Below are 20887 nucleotides of genomic sequence, written 5' to 3'. Positions count from 1 at the left end.
TTTTGCTAACTTTTTGCGTTTTCTAGAATGAAGAAGAACTGTCTCTGACTTTGAAAATCTACTTATGGGACAGCTCCTTATTTGTGTGGCTATGGCTGGCAGATGTATGTCCAATAATTGTTAAGTTAATACTGGAGCCTATTAAGCCTCACGAATAGGTGGTTTCCAAATGGATGATTTTATGAGAGTAAGTTTTTGGGAAATGACCTTAAGGTCAATCACTTCCTTTTTTGTATTATTGTTATTTGCACGGCTTCTTGGTAAGAAGCAGCTAAGTCAGCTTACTTTTTTTAATTATGTTACAGGGATTACGATCGGCTCTATCGCAGCGGATATTTCTGCCGAAAGTGAAACGCCTTTTTTTAATGGACTCATCGCCTTAGTCTGGTGGTTCATTTTAACAATTCTTATTGGCTACACAGGTTTGAAATCAAGCAAAGCCCGAATTCTGTTTGATGGTCAACCCACTATTGTTGTGAAGGAAGGTAAAATACTTAAGAAAGCACTCCTTAGGACCCGCCTTAATATTGATGATCTGACTATGATGCTGCGGGAAAAAAATGTCTTTAGTTTTCAAGAAGTCCATTATGCAATTTTAGAGCCAAACGGACAAATAAGTGTTCTAAAAAAAGAATATCAGCAAGCCGTTACTAAAGAAGACATGAATATACGAACCCCAGCATTTACTTATCTTCCATCAGAAATAATTTCGGACGGTAAAATCGTACAAAAGAATCTAAGGGAACTGAATTTAACCGAGTCATGGGTACACGATGAATTGAAGAAACAGGGAGTGCAATCAGAGCGAGAAGTTTTTTATGCGGAAATTCAAAAGGATGGCTCTCTTTTTATTAACAAGTAAAAGGTCACTGCTTATAGGATCAACGTCGTATTCCTTCCCGAATTAGGGGGGGATTTTTTCTTTGTTTCCTGTCTTCAGCAGCATCTTGAACGCCGCTTAATTGGAGCTTTGGTACAGCATCTGTAGGATAGGGGGATTCTCGATTGTCGAGTATTTGGTAATGAAATATGCTTTTTTGTGCATCATTTTAAGTGAAATATCTTTGAATGACTTCAATATGCTTAATAAATGTTGTACAATGAATTACGCTCATAATAAAAATGAAATTAATACCGCAAGAGGTGAAAATTTGATATGTACCAGGAAGAGCGCATTGACGCGATAATGAAACATCTAAGCCAATATGAACGCATAGGTGTACAGGAAGTTTGCCAACAATTCAATATATCCAGAGATACCGCCAGGCGAGATCTATTAAAGATGGAAGAACAGGGGCTTCTTATTCGAACTCATGGAGGAGCGATATTACCGAAAAAGACTAAAGAAGTTTATGACTATAACGAACGTCTAATTCGTGAAGGCGATGAAAAGCGTGAAATAGGTGCTTTTGCTGCCTCTCTTGTGAAAAGTGGAGAATTTATCATGATGGATGCTTCGACAACCGTTCAATTCGCCGCTGAAAACATAGCTGCACAAAATTTGGTTGCTGTCACAAATTCAATTGATATTGCAGATGTTCTTTCCAAGAAGCCTTCCATTCGAATTCATTTATTAGGAGGGGAACTCAACCCCCAGCATCGTTTTGTCTATGGACAATCTACGATTGACAAGTTGGCTGACTACCAGGTAGACAAGTTGTTTCTTGGAGCTTGCGGAATTTCGTCCAGAGGAGTGTCATATCCTCACGAGGAAGATGGTCGTGTAAAACGGGAAATGATAAAACGGGCCAATCAAGTGATTGTATTGGCAGATCATACAAAATTTCATGTCCAAATGTTTTATCGGATAGCTGAACTCGAAGCCATTGATTTGCTGATAACAGATCAGCGTCCGGATCAGGCAATGATAGACATCCTTCATGAACATAAAGTTGAACTATTAATTGTATCGGAGGAAGAAAGATGATAAAACTCATCGTTAGTGATCTTGATGGTACTCTGCTGGATCGCAATCGACAGATAAGCGAAACTGACAGAATTGCAGTAAAGGATGCACAACAGAGTGGCTACGAAATCTGTTTCGCATCCGGAAGAATGTTTACAGAGCTTCAAATGGTCATGAATACTTGTGAGGGGCGCTTTCATGCAGTTTCTCAAAATGGCTCCACTGTTCATACAAAAGACTTCGTCATTTTAAGTTCATCTTTTTTCAATTCTGAGTTGGCTGTACAGTTGTTGAAATTGTCTCGCACCTTTCAGACTGAACATTTCATCTATTCCGTTGATGACTGTTTCTATCTGGAGGAGCGAACCGAGCGAATCTTACCGCTCGAGTCGCGCATTATGAGTTCCAGTACAGAAAGAAAGGACTTGGAAGACGCACTCCAGCTAAACGAAATAATAGCCTGCCGATTTTCTTATTTTGGTGAATTAGAAAAGCTCCGACTCATGCAAACCGAACTTGCACGGTTGTTCCAAGATGAAATTGCTATTTATATCTCCGATAAAGATTGTTTGGAGGTCATGCCTGCCCGTGTTTCAAAAGCAGCAGGATTAGCGGTATTAGTTAAACATTTAGGACTCCAGCCAAACGAAGTTGCTTGTGTCGGGGATTCTTTCAATGATATCCCTATGTTTTCATTTACTCCGCACAGTTTTGCAATGATAACTGCCCCCGATGAAGTGAAAAAAGAAGCTCGTCATGTTGTATCCTCAGTTGCTGAAGCTATCCAAAAAATACATATATTAAATAGTGTTTTGGGGTAAGGATACATAAAAAATGGTTTGGTTAGGGGGTCTTTCCTACTATTCCTCTGCCGAACTGGTATGTTCTGTTTGTTCCCACCGCAATGAGCGGGTTTGCCATGAGTCAGCTGGAAGCTGCATTTGTGTTGGCTTTAGCTGGTACTCCCTAACCTTTTTCATGCTTTTCGTTTTTTATATGTAGACTTGAAATGAGTTAGCGGATAATTCTTCCAAATTGGCAGAAGTTATAGCCGCTCCGGCGCCGGAAGTCCCAGCACCTCCAGCGAATCTCCGAGTGTCTCCTTGAATTTGGCCGTTAGCCACAGCCGGAAAGCGACAGTCTCATCCGGCCCCGTGAGTATGGGACAGAAAGCATAGAACTGATGAAACAGCGAGGATAGAGTATGGCTGTATTGGCAGATGGTATTCGGCGTCAATTCTTGGCTTGCCGTATGCAGGGTGTCCGGCCATGCGCCAAGCTGTCTCAGCAGCGCCAGTTCCGCCGGTTCCAGCTTCGCCGGGAAAGGGGGAGCCGGGTGAGGGACGGCTCTACCGTTCGCGGACTCGCCATGCCCAGTCCGGCTGTCGGTTTGGCTGTTACTGTCCTCGATCTGGCTTGAGCTTTCGGTGGAATCCGCGCTCCGGCTGTCAATGCCTGGCGTGAGCAACCCGAGGCTCTCAGCTTTGTGGATTACTCTAGCTGCCCGCGCGTGGGCGTACATCAGATACACGCCCGTATTGCCGGTGAGCTCCATCGCCTGGCGCAAATCAAAAATGACCTCGGTCCCCAGATTGAACCGGAGCAGATAATAACGGATGGCGGCTGTGGCAATCATCCGTGCCGGCAGACCGTCGCGGCCGCTTCCGCTGTCTTCGAGATGCCGCTCCATCCGGGAGATCAGGTCGCTGACCTTGATGCCGATTCCCTGACGGCCCGACATGGCGTACGAAGCTCTGCCGTCCGACGTATCAATGCCAAGCTCCGCCGCAGAAGCGGGGCTCAGCGAGACGACGCCGTAACCGGCATGATGCAGCCGGTCCGCCTGCTCGCCGTAACCCAGCACCCGGAGCGCTTCCTTGACCATCGTCTGCGGATATTCCTGCCGGGAATCGATCACATTGATGACGGTTTGGGCTTGACCAAGGGGCTTGGCCGCTCCATGTGCAGCTGTCGTGTACAGTTCACCGTCAAACGCTTCATAGGTGAAATCCTTGTCCAGCAGTCCGAATTTCCATAAATGATAGGCGATATCCTTGGCGGTGTAAGTCAAAATGCCGCTGGAACGGACCAGCACTTTATCCTGCGTGTATTCACCAATCTGCTGGACTTCCCCGGTACCCTGGTCTCCGTCTCCGCTAACGTTTTCCGCCTGTTTCAGCACCCAGCAGCCTGCGAGCTTGCCGGTCGTCTCCAGAACGAACAGGGGAGTCTGCCGCAGACGCTCAAACGCCGCATCCCAGAAGCCCTCCTTGACAATGCTGCTCTCCCACACCAGCAGATCGTACAGGATACCGAAGTCTGCCATCTCCTTCACATGGTCGCGGACGATCCTTTCGGCGGCAATCTTGCCGATCCAGGCGGTATTGCCGGTGCCTTGCTCCAGTTCATGCAGCGTCTCCGTACGCTTGGCGTTAAGCAGAGAGTCCGAGCCATATGCCCGGTTGACTGCGGAATACAAATCCCAGCAGTAATCGCCGAAACGACCGTAGTCACCTTCCAAAGGTATGTTCAGCAGTCCCACTACCGTATCCGCCAGCTGATTTCCGAGATCGTCGATGTAGTTATGAACCTCCACCGTATGGCCGGTTCTTCTGAGCAGACGCGCGAGGGTGTCTCCGATGCAGGCATTCCGCAGATGGCCGATGTGCATAGCTTTATTCGGGTTGACAGAGGTATGCTCGATCACAACCTTGCCTTGGTCTCCCGCAGGGGATGCTTCGTTCATCCCGGCCCATACGCTCCAGTCGATCCGGACGTTAAGGAATCCGGGAGCGGCGGTCTCTGCCTGCCGGATCAGTCCCTGCTTCGCGGCAGAAGCCATCATCACATCCCGAATTCTGTTTGCGATGTGAAGCGGCGGCATGCGCAGCGTCTTGGCGAGCTTCATGGCGATATTGCTGGAATAATCTCCGTGATCGAGGCTGGCAGGCTGTTCAATACTTACTGCTGGCAATGCGGAAACCTCCAATCCCATTTCCCGTATGGCTCTCATTACGCTTTGTTCGATCTCTTGACCAATGATCCGGCTCAGCATGTTCGAAAGTCCCCCTTTGTCTGAATAAAAAAAGCCCCCGTCTCCAATAAAGAGACGAGGACTTGTGTTCTCGCGGTACCACTCTGCTTGCCGGACTTGCTGATTGAATGCAATCCGGCCACCTTAAGGCATAACGGGCCTGTTCCCGGGGCTTCCTACTGGACCTTTCGGAAGTCCGTCTCCCGGGTGCGCTTCATAAAGGGAAGGCCGCCGGCTCTCACTCTTCCGGCTCGCTGAAGGCTCGGTGCCCCTTAACTACTCTCCCGATCATCGACTGTACGAAATTTGGTCTAATTATACCTGTTTCCCGGCGAAAATCAATACTGCTCCAGACGATTGCGTATCATGAATGCATTTCCTCCATGTCGCATTGATGTTATTGAGGGGAGAGGCCGTGCATGATCAGGCGGATCAGTATCTCGACTTCTTCTTCGTCATTCCAGTCTTTATCGGGTTGAAACAGCAGCCGGGTCATGATGAAGCCGAGGGCGGCTGAGGCTGAGAAGCGGATGACGGCTGACGTCGGCACATCGGCAATCTGCCCCTTCTCCTTGAAGCGCTCAAGCTGAAGAGACACTTTTTCCACAATTATATTCATGACATTCTCGACGAACTGCTCACGAAGACTCGGATGAAAGGGTATTTCCTGAACGAGAATTTTCAGCAGCTTGAAATTGTTCCGGGCAAAGTCGAGGCGGTTCACGATAAAAGCCCGAAGGAAATCTTCGTACGTTTCGTAAGGCGAATTCAGCACGCTCCCGAAGTTCCGGATGATGAACGGTGCGAGCAGCTTGCCCATCGTCGGCCCGATGATGGAGATCAGAAGATCCTTCTTCGTCTTGTAATAGCGAAAAACGGTGCCCTCCGCAACGCCCGCTTTCTGGGCAATCTCGCTGGTTGCGGCCCCGGCGTACCCTTTCTCCGCGAACACTTCGACCGCCGCTTTCAGAATGGCGATCTGCTTGGGCGTCATATGCTCCTCGCCGCCGATAGCGAGCAGCTCCTGGGCCCATTGATCGTCGCTTCGGTCCGTATTTTCTTCCGCCATGATGACAACCCTCCACTAGCACTGTTATCCGACCATTTTAACATAAAGAACACGTTGCTACATTCGCCGGTGCTTTCGAAGAGCCAATACGTTAAGCGCCATGAACAGCACCGAGAAGCCGGCCAGCACCAGGACGTCCACCGAGATGGCGTCCCAGCCCTTGCCGCGAATCATAATATTCATCATGGCTTCGGACCCGTAGTAGAGCGGGGTCAGATAGCCGATCTTCTGCAGCCAATCCGGCAGAGTGTCCATCGGGAACAGGCCGGAGAGAAAAATCTGCGGTACGATGACAAGCGGGATGAACTGGATCATTTGAAGCTCGCTTCCGGCGAAAGCGGACAGCAGCGTTCCGAGCGTCAAGGCCGTCATGGACAGCAGCAGCGTAATCAGCAGCACGTAGCCGAAGCTGCCGGCCATCAGGATGCCGAGCACCTGGATAGAGAACCAGGAGATGAGCAGAGCTTGAACTACGGTGAATAAGCCGAAGCCGCATACGTAGCCGATGACGATCTCCCATCTCTTCAGCGGAGTGGCGAGCAGACGCTCCAGCGTGCCGGTCGTCCGTTCCCGCAGGAAGGAGACCCCGGCGATCAGGAAGACGAAGAAGAAGACGAATACGCCGATCATGATCGGCCCGAACCGATCGATCGTCTTCATGTCGGCGGAGCCGTACAGGTAGCTGATCTCCGGCTTCAGTGAGGCGGCTGTCTGCTGATTCGAAGGGGCGCCGGAGGTCTGAAGATCGCCCGAAGCCTGCTCCAGCGCCAGCATAACGGCGCGGTTCGCTGTCGGATTGCTGCCCTCCAGCACGACCTGCGGCTTGCCTTGCTCCATGCTGATCAGGGCGTCGATGTCGCCGTCCTTCAATGCCTGCATGCCGGTATCCACAGTATCGTAAGCGGTTGTCTTGGCGTCATGCTTCTCCAGGCTGCCGGACAGCGCGGTCGCCTGGCCTGTAAGCCCGATGGCCGGCTTATAGGCCTCTCCGCCGAAGACGAGACTCATAAGGCTTAAGACTATGAGCGGAGCGACGAACATGAGAGCCATCGTCCGCTTGTCGTGAATGAACTGCCGAAGAATACGCAGTGTCAGCGCACGGATTCTCATGGACGGACACCTCCATAATACAGAAAGGTTTCTTCAATAGTGGAGGAGCCGGTGCTCTCCAGAAGATTGGCCGGCGTGTCCTCGGCGAGCAAGCGGCCTTCCCGGATCATGCCGAGCCGGTCGCATTTTTCGGCTTCGTCCATGACATGGGTCGTGAGCACGATCGTCGTTCCGTGGGCGTTCAGGTTTTTGAGTTCCTTCCATATGGACATGCGCAGCACCGGATCGATGCCGACCGTAGGCTCATCGAGGATGAGCAGCGGCGGCTCGTGCAGCAGGGCGATGGCGAGAGACAAGCGGCGTTTCATGCCGCCGGAGTATTGATCCACTCTTTTTCGAAGATGATCCTGCAGATTGACGATTTCCATGACCTCCTGAATGCGCCGGTTGCGCTCCGCTTTCTTCAATCCGTACAGAGACGCGAAGAACTCCAGATTTTCCTTGGCGCTCAGCTCGCTGTACAGGGCGTCGGATTGGGCCATGTAGCCGATTTGCGACAGCAGCGACAGCTTCGGAACCTTCACGCCGAGCACCGTGATATCGCCCTGATCCGCTTCGTCGATACCGGTAAGCAGCTTGACCAGTGTCGTCTTGCCGGAGCCGGATGGTCCCAGCAGCCCATAAGTTTCTGCCTGGCGGACTTCAAGGCTGATATCATCCAGCACGGTTTTGCCGCCGAATGCTTTGCTGATGTGCGAAACCTGAATGACTGATTTTGTCTCCATCATTAAGGAAAAACCTCCATAAAAGCGTAATGAGTGAGTACTCACTCATTATCTTAATATCTCCATAGCATTTTGTAAAATCTTTTTTCGGTTTTAATATTTCCAAAACATTCCTCTGCAACAGATTTGACAGACAAGCCTGAAAATAGCATTAGCAAGTGCGCCGGGGCACAAACCCGGAGTGCAAGTTACCTCATCGAAAAGGGTGGATCCATTTGAAAAAAAGTCAATGGTTAAGCGTGCTCCTGACATCCGTGCTTTTAACAACGGCAGTGAGCGCTAGTGTTCAGGCAGCATCAGCGGGGAGCAAGGCTCCGGCTCAGAATACAGCCGCCAAAACTGCCAAGATCAAGGAAGGGCAAGCTTCCTGGACGATCAACGGAGCGCAAGCAACTTTGAAGACAATCGAAGTTGGCGGCTACAAGCTCTATGCGCTTGGACAGCTCTCGACGGCACTCGGTGCAAGCCTGACCTCCGGTTCGGGAAGCGTTGTGATCACGGATGCGGCAGGATTACATACGATTACTCTGAAAACCGGCTCGAAGAGCTACACCGTGGACGGCACAGCCCGCAGCTTCACAACCGCGCCGACCGTGAGCAGCGGCAAGCTGTATGTAGAGCTTAGCGCAATCGTGTACGGACTTGGCGGCGAACTGTACGGAAGCCCGCTGCAAATCCTGAGCGCAGCACGTCCACAGGGTGAGTTCAGCACTCCGCAATGGGCGGCTGACGGTTCGATCCTTGCCACACTGGAAGGCGATACGGAGCAGATTTACAAGCTGGCCGCAACGCCGGGAATCTATCGTGTTCTGGAAAGCAACGGACAAGCTTCCGGATTCGCTGTTTCGGCAGACCGCAGCCAGGGCGCTTATACGGATGAAACGGGCCAGCTCTATGTGATCAATCTGTCGAGCGGCCAGATCAAATCGCTTGGTACGGATACCAGCGTGAAGACGGACCTGTCTTGGGCAGCAGACGGCAAGACGCTCTATTTTATCCAGGGAGACAAGCAGGAGAAGCTCGCCAAGATTTCGGTTGATACCGGTGAAATCACGTCAGTGCTCGCTGACAAGGTGGAGAATAAATCCGAGCTCAGCATCTCTCCGGACGGAACGAAGGCCGTCTATATCGTCAACATTACCGGAACGGCGAAGAATGATGCGGACAGCACGGAAGATTCGCTGACGGTCGATTACAGCAAAGCGGGCGAGCAGCTGTACACCCTTGATCTGACCGCCAAGGATGCGGCTCCGGCAGCAGTTACCACTTCCGACGACAACAAGCTGTATCCGGAAATCGCAAACGACGGAACGGTTGTCTACCTCAGCGCCGATCCGAACGGCACTGCGCTCAATACGCTCAAGTCGGTGAAGGCCGACAAGACGGTGGCAGACATCCAGCTTGATGTCGAACCGAACTGGATTGAACAAGCAGGCAGCAGCCTGATCGTATCCGGAACAGCAACGGACGGAAGCAGCCGCATCTACTCGGTAGCAGCAACAGGTGCCAAGGCCGAGCTGTTCCGTACGACAGCATCGGTGTCCGAGATTGCGGTATCCGCTGACGGAAGCAAGCTGGCTGTAACGATCGACGGCAAGCTGTGGGAAATCGAGAACGGCAAAGCTATTCAGTTAACGAAATAATAATAAGATACGGCTTATAAGCCGGGAGGAGAAACATCATGAAATTTTTCAAAAAAGTTACGTTCACAGCACTGGCGACAGTCTTCGCCGTTACAGCATCCCTGACCGGAGCGGCTTCCGCAGCCGATTCCCTGTCGGGCAAAATCACGGTTAACGGCTCGACGGCCCTGCTGCCGCTGACGCTTCAAGCAGCCAAGGAGTTCCAGAAGCTGCATCCGAAGGTTAAAATCGCTGCTTCCGGCAAAGGCTCTGTAACCGGACCGCAGGCGGTCAAGAAAGGCATCGCCGATATCGGCGCTTGCGACTGGGACGCCAGCGTTGACGTTCCGGGCTTCAAAGCCTTCGACGGCCAGGTAGCGAACAAAGTGGCGGTCATTCCTTTCGCAACTATCGTGAACAAGAGCGTCGGCGTTGACGATCTGACCACCGATCAGCTGAAAGGCATCTTCTCCGGCAAGATCACGAACTGGAAGCAAGTCGGCGGCGCCGATGCTGACATTGTCGTTATCACACGCGCTTTCGGTTCCGGCACCCGCGTCAACTACCAGTCCAAGGCTCTGGCAGGCGGCGACATCGTGAAGAAAGACAAGAACTACAAGGAAGTTGGATCGAGCGGCGACATGAAGACGGCTGTAGGCTCCACACCGAACTCGATCGGTTATATCGACCTTGTCTATGTAACCGGCGGTGATATCAAGGCCGTGAAGTTCAACGGTGTAGCTGCAACAAGTGACAATGTCATCAACGGCTCCTATAAGATCTGGTCTTATGGCTACTACATGACCAAGGGACAGCCAACCGGCGCCACCAAAGCGTTCATCGACTATGTGCAGAGCAAGAAATTCCAGCAGGGATCGCTGAAGAAGCTGAAATTCATTCCGATCTCCGCTATGAAGTAAGTTCAGGACGCATTCGATACAGCGCAACAGAGGGCCAGCCTCCGGGTAATCGGGGCTGGCTTTTCCAAAATATAAGAAAGTTCCCGGTAAACGCTCGTCGTCCGGAAGAGGCCGGCAGGCGTTTATTTATGGATGAAGAATGAATTTCGGCAAGGAGGCAAGGCATGGTTCAGCAGACCATTGACCCGAAGAATATCAACCCCAAACGCACGGCGGCAGGCGGCCCCAGCCCCGTGAACGTATCCGCTAGGCGGCATCTGCGCCACCGTCTCTTGGATTACGCCGCACGCTATTATTTTTTGTTCAGTATCCTGGCGCTCTGCTTCGTTCTCGTTCTTGTGACGGTGTTTATCGGCAAGACGGCTCTCCTTCTGTTCGGACATATTTCGCCGGCCCAGTTCTTCTTCTCTTTCGACTGGACGCCGGAAGATGAGAAGTTCGGAGCGGCTTCCTTTATTATCAATACGCTGTCGCTGACTGCTCTGACGATGCTGATCTCCGTCCCTATATCGGTCGGTATGGCGGTTCTGACGGCTGAGATCGCCCCGCAATGGATCAAGCGCTTCATCCGTCCGGTTCTCGATCTGCTGGTCGGCATTCCTTCGATTGTTTATGGATATCTGGGACTCACTGTCCTGCTTCCGTTTCTCCGGAGGCTTAGCGGTGAAGGACTGGGAGACGGCCTGCTGGCGGCGGCACTCGTTCTGGCGCTGATGGTTCTGCCGACCATCGCCCGGATCAGCGATGACGCCATCGCCGCAGTGCCGGCCAAATACCGTGATGCCGCTTATGCGCTCGGCTCCACGCGGTTTCAGGTTATTATGCGCGTTGTGCTGCCCGCTGCCGGAAGAGGCATTCTATCGGCAGTCATTCTGGGCATGACCCGTGCGATCGGCGAGACCATGGCTGTCGTTATGGTAATCGGCAACACGCCGCAGCTGGCCAAGACATTGTTCACGCCTTCTTCGGTGTTGACCAGCAATATCGTCATGCAGATTTCCAACGTCGAGTTTGACTCGACCTGGAACTACGCTCTGCATATGATGGCTTTCCTGCTGCTGCTCATTTCGTTTGTCCTGATCCTCGTTATCCGGTTCCTGGGACGAAAAAGGAGGGAAAGCTAGATGGGCGGTTTCGCACGATCCAAAAAAACGGCCCGGGCGCTGCGGATGGACAAAGCGGCCACAATCGGCTTTTATACGCTGGGCGCTCTCGTCATGCTGCTGATATTCTGGCTGCTGTTCACGATTTTGGGCAAAGGGCTTCCGGGGTTTAATCTTTCATTCCTTCTCAAACAGCCCGAAGAGATTGACCCCGGCGGCGGAATTGGGCCGGTTCTGTTCAATTCCTTCTATATTCTCTTCATCTCGCTGGTCATATCCATTCCGATCGGTGTGGGAGCGGGCATTTATATGGCGGAGTACGCCCCGGACAATGCCTTCACGGCTGGCCTGCGAATTTGCGTCGAAGCGCTGTCCTCGGTTCCTTCCATCGTATTCGGTCTGCTCGGACTGGCAATCTTCGCCGAGTATTTCGACGTCGGTCTGACTATTCTGGGCGGCGGCGTCAGTCTGGCGCTGCTCAACCTTCCGATGCTGGCACGGGTGACAGAGGAAGCGGTTCGTGCCGTTCCGGGCGAGCTTCGCGAGGCGGGTTATGCGCTCGGCTTGACGAAATTCTACGTGATCCGCAAAGTTGTTCTGCCGGTAGCGCTCCCGTCGATCATTACGGGCATCTGCCTCGTTGCTGGACGTGCGTTCGGGGAATCGGCCGTAATTATTTTGACAGCCGGACTCAGCACTTCCGGCGAAATGTGGGATTTCAACCTGCTCTCGCCGGGCGAGACGCTGTCCGTGCATCTGTGGTATGTGCAGTCCGAAGCAATCGTGGAGGATGCGCGTCAAATCGCGGACAAATCCGCAGCGGTGCTGGTTATCGTCGTACTGCTGATCAATCTGGCGTTCCGCGCTCCGATCTGGTGGACCAAACGCGGAGCGGGACGCAAAGCGAGATCGTAGCAGCTGGATCTTCTTTCATTAGACCTTCCAAACGGAAGGGATTTCGGAATAATAGGTCAGTCGGAAGCTTCCGGCTGACCTATTTTTATGGAGGATAAGATGACGGTGGCCGGGTGAACGATGTGGCCTTATGGGGACGTAGTGGCAGGGGGGACTTACCCAATCGGGTCTCTCAAATCGGGGTACAGCCCTGGCGGGCTGACTGCGAAGCAGTCCTAACGAAGCGTATGCTCCGACGAACCCCCTCCAAGTGGGTTCTCATCCCTCTGAAAGCGAAAAAGCCTTCCCGAAGGAAGGCTTTGGACGTCCCAAATCGGGGTACAGCCCTGGCGGGCTGACTTCGAAGCGGTCCTAACGAAGCGTATGCTCCGACGAACCCCCAAATGGGTTCTCATCCCTCAGAACGCAAAAAAGCCTTCCCTAAGGAAGGCTTTGGACGTCCCAAGAGGGATTCGAACCCCCGACCGTGCGCTTAGAAGGCGCATGCTCTATCCAGCTGAGCTATTGGGACACACAAAAAGTGAATCAAAGCAAAATACTTATAAAGTAAAGTAAATCAAAACCCATCGTCCCAATCGGGGTACAGCCCTGCGGGCTGACTGCGAAGTGATCCTAACGAAGCTTATGCTCCGACGAACCCCCGACCATGCGCTTAGAAGGCGCATGCACTATCCAGCTGAGCTATTGGGACATAACCACTTAAAAGCAAGCAGAGATTATATTAGCATATAAGGAGAGATAATTCAACTTGTTTTTTCACTCTTGTGGCAGGGTATGCTATAATCATCAACTGAGACATTTGGAGAAGCGGAAGGAGGTGCCCTTATTCGAAATTCCAATTCCCCCGCCAAAGAAAATATTGTGCTGTTCCCTAAGACTGTGGAATACTACCAGATTCAGCTGACGGTCATGCTGGAGGGCGAACGCTACGGCGAGGCCGCCGAGCTGCTTCGGTTCCTGCTGCAATGCCAGGGGCAGGAGCAGCGGCATTACGAGGAGTGGCAATCGCTGCTGGACTGGCTGGAGGCCGCTTTCCCCCAGGCCATGCAGACTTCCTATACGGAGTCGCCGTCCGTTCACGAAGAAGACGCGGGCGAGGAGGACATGGCCCGGCAGTTCGCGGAAGCCAAGCTCAGGGAAGATGCGGACTATGCCGGCAAGCTGCTGCGCAAGGTAATGAATGAGCCGCTGTCCGAAGGGACGCTGCTTGCCCTGGAACAGCTGGCTTATTTGGAGGGAGAAGAGGTGGACTATGCCCTGACCGACTGGGTGCAGAACCCTGACATTCACCCCATCCTCCAGTTCCGGACGCTGCAGACGCTCCGCCGGAGGGGCGTTCAGGGGGCCGTCGACTTGAAGCGCGGACAGGAGAGCATAGTCGTCGAGATCGACACGGTTCCACTTAACTCCGACGAATTTCCGGTGCAGACCGCACAGGTGCTGGAACGGGTTGCGGAGCAGACGGAGACACATGAGCCGACGCTGTATTATTTTGCCCGGGAGCTATGGGCCGAGTTCATTATGGCGATTTATGGAACGGAATCCTATTATTCCATACTATCCGGAGAAGAAGGGACGCTTGATCTTTGGGCCGGAGCGCTGCACCAGACGGTGTCCGAGACGCTGAACGGGACGCGCAACGAGGAGGAAACGCGGGCGATGTACGGTATAACCGAGGGCATGCGGTTTTCATTTGAACAGGCTTATCGGGCCCTCAACCGATTTGCGGGGAGGCCGGGTTAAGAGGGGAGGGCATCATGTAAACGCCTTAATCTCCCCTTGAAAAGTATGATAAAGTTTTATATAATATAATGGTTATTCTGTGCGTGATACGTGAACCAATTTTGGAGGGGAAATTTAAACAATGAAAGCAACTTGGGAAAAAATAGAGAAGAACCTTGGCGTTCTTGATGTTGAAGTTGACGCGGATCGGGTAGCGAAAGCTCTCGACAAAGCCTTTAATAAAGTCGTTAAGCAAGCCAACGTACCGGGCTTCCGTAAAGGCAAAGTGCCGCGTCCAATTTTCGAATCGCGTTTCGGAGTAGAGAGTCTGTATCAGGACGCAATCGACATCCTGCTGCCTGAAGCCTACGGCGAAGCGGTTGAGCAGACTGACATTTTCCCTGTAGACCGTCCGGAAGTGGACATCGAGCAGTTCGCCAAAGGGCAGTCCTTCAAGTTCAAAGCCAAAGTTACGGTTAAGCCGGAAGTTACGCTTGGCCAATACAAAGGCGTTGAAGTTCCAGTCCAGAAGGCTGAAGTTACCGATGAAGAGCTGGGCGCGGAACTGACACGTCTTCAAGAGCGTCACGCCGAGCTGGTTGTTGTTGAAGAAGAAACGGCTGTAAACGGCGACATCGCCGTGATCGACTTCGAAGGATTTGTAGACGGCGAAGCCTTTGAAGGCGGCAAGGCCGAGCGCCACTCCCTGGAGCTGGGAAGCAATTCCTTCATCCCGGGCTTCGAAGAGCAAGTGGTTGGAATGGCGACAGGCGACTTCAAGGACATTGAAGTAGCATTCCCTGAAACCTACCATGCCGAGAACCTCGCCGGCAAACCGGCTGTGTTCAAGGTTAAACTGCATGAAATCAAGCGCAAGCAGCTTCCGGAGCTGGACGACGAGTTCGCCAAGGACGTAAGCGAGTTCGAAACGCTTGCTGAATACAAGGAAGATCTGAAGAAGCAGCTGGAATCCCGCAAGGCTGAAGAGCTGAAGGGCGTGAAAGAGAACGCCGTTGTGGAAGCCGCAGCAGCGAACGCCGAAGTTGAGATTCCGCAGGCTATGATCGACAGCGAAGTACAGAACATGGTCCGCGACTTCGACATGCGTCTTCGTCAGCAGGGCATGAACATGGACATGTTCCTCAGCTTCTCCGGACAGACGCAGGACGATCTGCGCGAGCAGATGAAGAGCGACGCCGAGAAACGCGTACTCAACAACCTCGTTCTGGAAGTTATCGCGAAGAACGAGAACATCGAGGTTTCCGACGAAGAATTCGAAGCGGAACTTGAGAAGATGGCTGAAAGCTACAGACGTTCCGCTGAAGAAATCCGGAGCATTCTTGCATCCAACGGATCGCTGGACAGCCTGAAGGAAGAAATCATGCTCCGCAAGACGATCGACTTCCTGGTTGAGAACAGCAAGGAAGTGGAAGCGCCGGCTGAAGAAGCAAGCGCCGAGTAATGTCCCGTTCGGGGCGCAACGATTGACTGAAATGCCCGTTCGGGCTTCATATCTCTGCGATAGCAAGGCACGTAACTTCGGCTACGTGTCTTGTTTTTATTAAAGAAGATGGAGCACTCCGGTGAAAAAATGACATTGCGCCATGAACGTGTTAAAATACTTTTGAAACGGCAAGACTAATTATATATAGAGAGAAATGAGGTTGGTGGCATGAGTCTGGTACCAATGGTTGTGGAATCGACGAATCGAGGAGAACGCTCATACGACATCTACTCCCGGTTGCTCAAGGACCGCATCATATTCCTTAGCAATGCGATTGATGATGATGTTGCCAATCTGGTCATTGCCCAATTGCTCTTCCTGGCAGCCGAGGACCCTGAAAAGGACATCAACCTGTACATCAATTCACCCGGTGGTTCTGTGACAGCCGGCATGGGTATATATGATACGATGCAGTATATCAAGCCAGATGTTTCCACTATTTGCGTCGGTATGGCTGCAAGTATGGGGTCGCTGCTGCTCACGGCCGGAGCGCCGGGCAAGAGATATGCGCTGGCTAACAGCGAAGTGATGATTCATCAGCCGCTGGGCGGCGTTCAAGGTCAGGCATCGGATATTTGGATTCACGCAGACTGGATTTTGAAGACCAAGCAGAAGTTGAATCAAATCTATGTGGACCGCACTGGTCAGCCCCTTGAAAAAATCGAGCGCGACACGGACCGCGACAATTTCATGAGCGCGGAAGAAGCCAAAGCGTACGGCTTGATTGACGAGGTTCTGTATTCACCGATCAAATCCTAAGGGGTGGTTAAATGTTTAAATTTAATGATGAAAAAGGGCAGCTGAAATGCTCGTTCTGTGGGAAATCCCAGGAGCAGGTTCGCAAGCTCGTTGCGGGACCCGGCGTTTATATATGTGATGAATGTATCGAGCTGTGCACGGAGATCGTGGAAGAGGAACTCGGTCATGAGGAAGAACTGGACCTGAAGGATATTCCGAAGCCAAAAGAGATTCGCGATATTCTCGATCAGTACGTGATCGGCCAGGAGCAGGCGAAGAAATCCCTGTCCGTAGCCGTATACAACCACTACAAGCGCATCAACAGTCAGAGCAAAATCGAAGACGTCGAGCTGACGAAGAGCAACATTTTGCTGCTCGGCCCGACCGGCTCCGGCAAGACGCTGCTGGCCCAGACGATGGCCAAGATCATCAATGTTCCGTTCGCGATCGCGGATGCGACCTCCCTTACCGAGGCCGGCTACGTCGGCGAAGACGTAGAGAACATTCTCTTGAAGCTTATTCAAGCTGCTGACTATGATGTGGAAAAAGCCGAGCGCGGCATCATCTATATCGATGAAATCGATAAAGTGGCCCGCAAGTCCGAGAACCCGTCCATCACGCGCGACGTTTCGGGCGAAGGCGTTCAGCAGGCGCTGCTGAAAATTCTGGAGGGAACGGTTGCATCTGTACCGCCGCAAGGCGGACGCAAGCATCCGCATCAGGAATTTATTCAGATCGATACTACCAACATCCTGTTCATCGTAGGCGGTGCCTTTGACGGACTGGAACAGTTGATCAAACGCCGTGTCGGCAAGAAGGTCATCGGCTTCAACGCTTCCGAGGGTGGACAAAAGGAACTGAAGGCGGGCGAATACCTGTCGATGGTACTGCCGGAGGATCTGCTGAAATTCGGTCTGATTCCCGAATTCGTAGGCCGTCTCCCGGTCATCTCCACGCTGGAGCCGCTTGACGAGAAGACACTTGTCCGCATCCTGTCCGAGCCGAAGAATGCACTCACGAAGCAGTACGCCAAGCTGCTGGAGATGGATAACGTGTCGCTGAAATTCGAGCCACAGGCGCTCGAAGCGATTGCCAAGGAAGCAATCAAGCGCAACACGGGCGCCCGCGGTCTGCGGGCGATCATCGAGAGTATCATGCTTGACGTGATGTACGAAGTGCCTTCCCGCGACGACATCAAGGATTGCGTCATCACGGAGAAGGTTGTTCAGGAGAAAGCTCTGCCCGAGTTGAACCTGAAGAAGGATAAGAAGCAGGAAGAAAGCGCGTAAACCGCTTTTAGCACAAATATAAGGGGCACAGCACATATAAGCTGCGTGCTTATATGCGCCCCATGAGGACATCAGCAGGCGTTTATTCTTGAGGAGTCTACTATCACTTGCCATTAGTCTCCACCTTCCTTCCGCCCCCCGTCACATGCGGGAGCGCAAGGAGGGTGGAGCTTTGGCGTTATGGGGGAGAAATCATGTTCCTTAGACATCAGACGCGCCCCGTCAATGTGGGCGGGATCACAATCGGAGGAAACAATGAGGTTGTCATCCAAAGCATGTGTACGACGAAGACAGCGGATGTAGAGGCAACGGTAGCCGAAATTCTGCGTCTGGAGGAAGCGGGCTGCCAGATCGTCCGGGTCACGGTCAATAATGAAGAAGCCGCAGCTGCCATTAAAGAAATCAAGAAGCGGATTCATATTCCGCTTGTGGCGGACATTCACTTCAATTACAAGCTGGCACTGCTGGCGATTGAGAACGGCATCGATAAGGTCCGGATCAACCCGGGCAATATTGGCCGACGGGAGAAGGTAGAGGCAGTCGTTAAAGCCTGTAAGGAGAAGGGAATCCCGATCCGGATCGGTGTTAACGCCGGTTCTCTGGAATCCAATCTGCTGGAGAAATACGGATATCCTACGCCTGAGGCGATGGTCGAGAGCGCGCTCTTTCATATTGGAATCCTGGAGGAACTGGATTTCCATGATATTATCGTATCGCTGAAGGCCTCCGATGTGCCGATGGCGATTGAAGCGTACCGCAAAGCAGCCGAGGTTATTCCGTATCCGCTCCACCTCGGCATCACCGAATCCGGCACGCTGTTCGCCGGAACGGTCAAGAGCTCGGCCGGGATCGGCGCGCTGCTCTCCATGGGCATCGGCAACACGGTCCGGATCTCGCTGAGCGCTGATCCGGTGGAGGAAGTGAAGGTTGCCCGCGAGCTGCTCAAGACCTTCGGTCTGATTTCAAATGCGGCAACTCTGATCTCCTGTCCAACCTGCGGACGGCTGGACATCGATCTGTTCTCCATCGCCAATGAGGTCGAGGAGTACATATCCAAGATCAAGGTGCCGATCAAGGTGTCGGTGCTGGGCTGTGCGGTTAACGGTCCCGGCGAAGCGCGCGAAGCGGACATCGGCATCGCGGGAGCCAGAGGGGAAGGGCTTCTGTTCCGCTACGGCGAGATGATCCGCAAAGTGCCGGAAGCCGAACTGCTGGCGGAGCTTAAGAAGGAAATTGATATCATCGTCTCCCATTATGAAGCCACCGGCGAAATTCCGGGCCGAAAGGCGCATCATGACAAGGTAATGGGTGTGACATCTGAAGCTAAATAATCCGGGCTGATCTTTAGCGCCGCTTCCGTACAGGGAGGCGGCGCTTGCCGTCTTCTGGCCGCAGCAGTCAGAAATCTCCCTTGTTGCGTTTAGGCCTTTGGGAAAAGGCTATACTACCAAGTAGCGGAACTAAGAATGGGAGGTCAAAGCTATGGAACTAAGTGTACTGCTGATGGTCGTGCAGCTGTTCTTCGCACTGGTTATCGGCGTTTACTTTTGGAATTTACTGCGCGGACAGAAGACGAACAAGACGGCGGTGGAACGCGAATCGCGCAAGGAGCTAGAGAAGCTGCGGAAGATGCGGGCGATCTCGCTGACCAAGCCCTTGGCCGAGAAGACACGGCCCGCCAGCATTAAGGATATAGTCGGTCAGAAAGATGGGCTTAAGGCTCTCAAGGCGGCGCTGTGCAGCGCCAACCCTCAGCATGTCATCGTTTACGGTCCGCCGGGTGTGGGCAAGACGGCAGCCGCACGTGTTGTGATGGAGGAGGCCAAGCGGAACCCTCTGTCGCCGTTCAAGGCAGATTCGAAATTTACGGAAATCGACGCTACGACCGCTCGTTTTGACGAGCGGGGCATTGCCGATCCGCTGATCGGCTCGGTTCATGATCCGATCTATCAGGGCGCCGGAGCGATGGGAATCGCAGGAGTGCCGCAGCCGAAGCCGGGAGCGGTGACCAAGGCGCATGGCGGCATTCTTTTCCTGGATGAAATCGGCGAGCTGCATCCAATTCAAATGAACAAGCTGTTGAAGGTGCTGGAAGACCGGAAAGTTCATCTGGAGAGCGCATATTATAATTCGGAGGACGGGAATACGCCTGCTTATATTCACGATATTTTTCAAAACGGGCTGCCGGCGGATTTCCGCCTGGTCGGCGCAACGACCCGGTCGCCGCATGAGATTCCGCCGGCGCTGCGCTCCCGGTGCATGGAAATCTTCTTCCGGCCGCTGCTGCCGGATGAGATTTCGATAATCGCGCGGGACGCCGTGCAGAAGATCGGGCTGAAAGACAGCCCGGATGCCATTGCCGTTGTGCAGCAGTACGCGACGAACGGCCGCGAGGCGGTCAACATGATCCAGCTCGCCGCCGGCCTCGCGCTGACCGAGGAACGTGACCGGCTGTCCGCTGCCGATGTGGAGTGGGTCGCAAGCAGCAGCCAGCTGCAGCTGCGGACCGAGCGCCGCATTCCGACCGAGCCGCAGGTAGGGCTGGTGAACGGGCTCGCGGTCTGCGGGCCGGGCATGGGCACGCTGCTGGAGATCGAGGTGACGGCAACTCCAGCGCCTGGCGGAAACGGACGGCTGAACATAACGGGAGTCGTCGATGAGGAAGAGATCGGCGGAGGCTCCCGGACGATCCGCCGCAAGAGCATGGCGAAGGGCTCGGTAGAGAATGTGCTGACCGTTCTGCGCTCGATGAATCTCTCGCCGGACCGTTACGATCTGCACGTTAATTTTCCCGGAGGCACGCCGGTCGACGGTCCTTCGGCCGGGGTAGCGATGGCGGTGGCAATCGCCTCCGCGATCCGCGGCCTTCCTGTCGATAATACGGTTGCGATGACCGGGGAAATCGGCATTCACGGCCGGGTGAAGCCGGTCGGAGGTGTGGTCGCCAAGGTAGAGGCTGCGCTGCAGGCGGGCGCAACGACCGTGCTTGTGCCGAAGGACAACTGGCAGTCGCTGTTCGCCGATCTGGAGCCGATGCGCGTTATCCCGATCGAGACGGTGGAGGAAGCGTTCCGTCATGTGTTCGGCGTACTGCTGGAGGATGTGCGCATGCCCGCCATCTCCGGCGAGACCTTCGCGCCTGCGCCTTCGCTTCTGAAGGCCGATGCTTCAAGCGAGAGCGCCAATCTGTAGAATAGGAAATCCGTCGCTGTACAGCCAGCCGCCGGAAA

At 53.2% G+C, this 20887-nt stretch carries 17 protein-coding genes, 1 tRNA gene and 1 other annotated feature; of the genes, 13 read left to right on the top strand and 5 right to left on the bottom strand.

All coding sequences use genetic code 11. The features are described 5' to 3' along the window. Positions 1–169 precede the first annotated feature (169 nt). From KIH86_RS16130 to KIH86_RS16120, 3 genes are all read left to right on the top strand, one after another. Positions 170–862, top strand: a complete 693-nt coding sequence (locus KIH86_RS16130; RefSeq protein ID WP_223083816.1) for a DUF421 domain-containing protein — start codon at positions 170–172, stop codon at positions 860–862. A gap of 294 nt (positions 863–1156) precedes the next feature. After that, entirely contained in the window at positions 1157–1927 is a 771-nt protein-coding gene (locus KIH86_RS16125) for a DeoR/GlpR family DNA-binding transcription regulator (protein ID WP_223083815.1), read from the top strand. Then, a complete protein-coding gene (locus KIH86_RS16120; protein ID WP_223083814.1) occupies positions 1924–2727 on the top strand; it encodes a Cof-type HAD-IIB family hydrolase in 804 nt (267 codons plus the stop codon). The genes KIH86_RS16125 and KIH86_RS16120 overlap by 4 nt, the downstream gene beginning before the upstream one ends. A gap of 224 nt (positions 2728–2951) precedes the next feature. Here the strand turns inward: KIH86_RS16120 and KIH86_RS16115 are convergent, their stop codons facing one another. The 4 genes from KIH86_RS16115 to KIH86_RS16100 all read right to left on the bottom strand — a co-directional run bounded on the left by KIH86_RS16115 (position 2952) and on the right by KIH86_RS16100 (position 7844). Then, on the bottom strand, positions 2952–4961 hold the full coding sequence (locus KIH86_RS16115) for an arginine--tRNA ligase (RefSeq protein WP_235775445.1): 2010 nt from the start codon (positions 4959–4961) through the stop codon (positions 2952–2954). A gap of 47 nt (positions 4962–5008) precedes the next feature. Next, positions 5009–5241 (bottom strand) — a binding site (T-box leader). A 96-nt stretch (positions 5242–5337) separates the two neighbouring features. After that, entirely contained in the window at positions 5338–6009 is a 672-nt protein-coding gene (locus KIH86_RS16110) for a TetR/AcrR family transcriptional regulator (RefSeq protein WP_223083813.1), read from the bottom strand. Between the two features lie 57 nt (positions 6010–6066). Then, on the bottom strand, positions 6067–7119 hold the full coding sequence (locus tag KIH86_RS16105; RefSeq protein ID WP_223083812.1) for an ABC transporter permease: 1053 nt from the start codon (positions 7117–7119) through the stop codon (positions 6067–6069). Next, entirely contained in the window at positions 7116–7844 is a 729-nt protein-coding gene (locus tag KIH86_RS16100; RefSeq protein ID WP_223083824.1) for an ABC transporter ATP-binding protein, read from the bottom strand. The genes KIH86_RS16105 and KIH86_RS16100 overlap by 4 nt, the downstream gene beginning before the upstream one ends. Positions 7845–8116: 272 nt before the next feature. On the opposite strand from KIH86_RS16100, the gene KIH86_RS16095 reads away from it, so the two are divergent. The 4 genes from KIH86_RS16095 to pstA all read left to right on the top strand — a co-directional run bounded on the left by KIH86_RS16095 (position 8117) and on the right by pstA (position 12404). Beyond that, complete coding sequence (locus KIH86_RS16095) at positions 8117–9487, top strand: stalk domain-containing protein (protein ID WP_223110555.1); 1371 nt, start codon at positions 8117–8119, stop codon at positions 9485–9487. A gap of 38 nt (positions 9488–9525) precedes the next feature. Beyond that, positions 9526–10386: a phosphate ABC transporter substrate-binding protein gene (locus tag KIH86_RS16090; RefSeq protein WP_223083810.1), complete on the top strand. Its 861-nt coding sequence runs from the start codon at positions 9526–9528 to the stop codon at positions 10384–10386. Between the two features lie 164 nt (positions 10387–10550). Then, complete coding sequence (pstC, locus tag KIH86_RS16085; RefSeq protein ID WP_223083809.1) at positions 10551–11510, top strand: phosphate ABC transporter permease subunit PstC; 960 nt, start codon at positions 10551–10553, stop codon at positions 11508–11510. Further along, on the top strand, positions 11511–12404 hold the full coding sequence (pstA, locus tag KIH86_RS16080; RefSeq protein ID WP_223083808.1) for a phosphate ABC transporter permease PstA: 894 nt from the start codon (positions 11511–11513) through the stop codon (positions 12402–12404). Between the two features lie 437 nt (positions 12405–12841). Here the strand turns inward: pstA and KIH86_RS16075 are convergent. Beyond that, positions 12842–12915, bottom strand: a tRNA-Arg gene (locus KIH86_RS16075). A gap of 398 nt (positions 12916–13313) precedes the next feature. On the opposite strand from KIH86_RS16075, the gene KIH86_RS16070 reads away from it, so the two are divergent. The 6 genes from KIH86_RS16070 to lonB all read left to right on the top strand — a co-directional run bounded on the left by KIH86_RS16070 (position 13314) and on the right by lonB (position 20849). Continuing rightward, positions 13314–14147, top strand: a complete 834-nt coding sequence (locus KIH86_RS16070; RefSeq protein WP_235775446.1) for a hypothetical protein — start codon at positions 13314–13316, stop codon at positions 14145–14147. Positions 14148–14268: 121 nt separating this feature from the next. Then, a complete protein-coding gene (gene tig, locus KIH86_RS16065; RefSeq protein WP_223083807.1) occupies positions 14269–15588 on the top strand; it encodes a trigger factor in 1320 nt (439 codons plus the stop codon). A gap of 210 nt (positions 15589–15798) precedes the next feature. Beyond that, positions 15799–16389 (top strand): ATP-dependent Clp endopeptidase proteolytic subunit ClpP, encoded by a 591-nt coding sequence (gene clpP / locus KIH86_RS16060; protein WP_223083806.1) that lies wholly within the window; start codon positions 15799–15801, stop codon positions 16387–16389. Between the two features lie 11 nt (positions 16390–16400). Then, the gene (clpX, locus tag KIH86_RS16055) at positions 16401–17657 is read left to right on the top strand and encodes an ATP-dependent protease ATP-binding subunit ClpX (RefSeq protein WP_038698041.1); all 1257 of its coding nucleotides are present in this window, start codon (positions 16401–16403) and stop codon (positions 17655–17657) included. 194 nt (positions 17658–17851) lie between these two features. Then, positions 17852–18988 (top strand): flavodoxin-dependent (E)-4-hydroxy-3-methylbut-2-enyl-diphosphate synthase, encoded by a 1137-nt coding sequence (ispG, locus tag KIH86_RS16050; RefSeq protein ID WP_223083805.1) that lies wholly within the window; start codon positions 17852–17854, stop codon positions 18986–18988. Positions 18989–19139: 151 nt separating this feature from the next. Next, positions 19140–20849, top strand: a complete 1710-nt coding sequence (gene lonB, locus KIH86_RS16045) for an ATP-dependent protease LonB (RefSeq protein WP_223083804.1) — start codon at positions 19140–19142, stop codon at positions 20847–20849. Positions 20850–20887: the final 38 nt, after the last annotated feature.

The organism is Paenibacillus sinensis (genome assembly GCF_019904155.1).
In the GTDB taxonomy this organism is placed as follows: Bacteria; Bacillota; Bacilli; order Paenibacillales; family Paenibacillaceae; genus Paenibacillus_AQ; species Paenibacillus_AQ sinensis.
The sequence above is the reverse complement of the archived record's forward strand: the minus strand, read 5'-3'. Positions and strand labels throughout refer to the sequence as shown.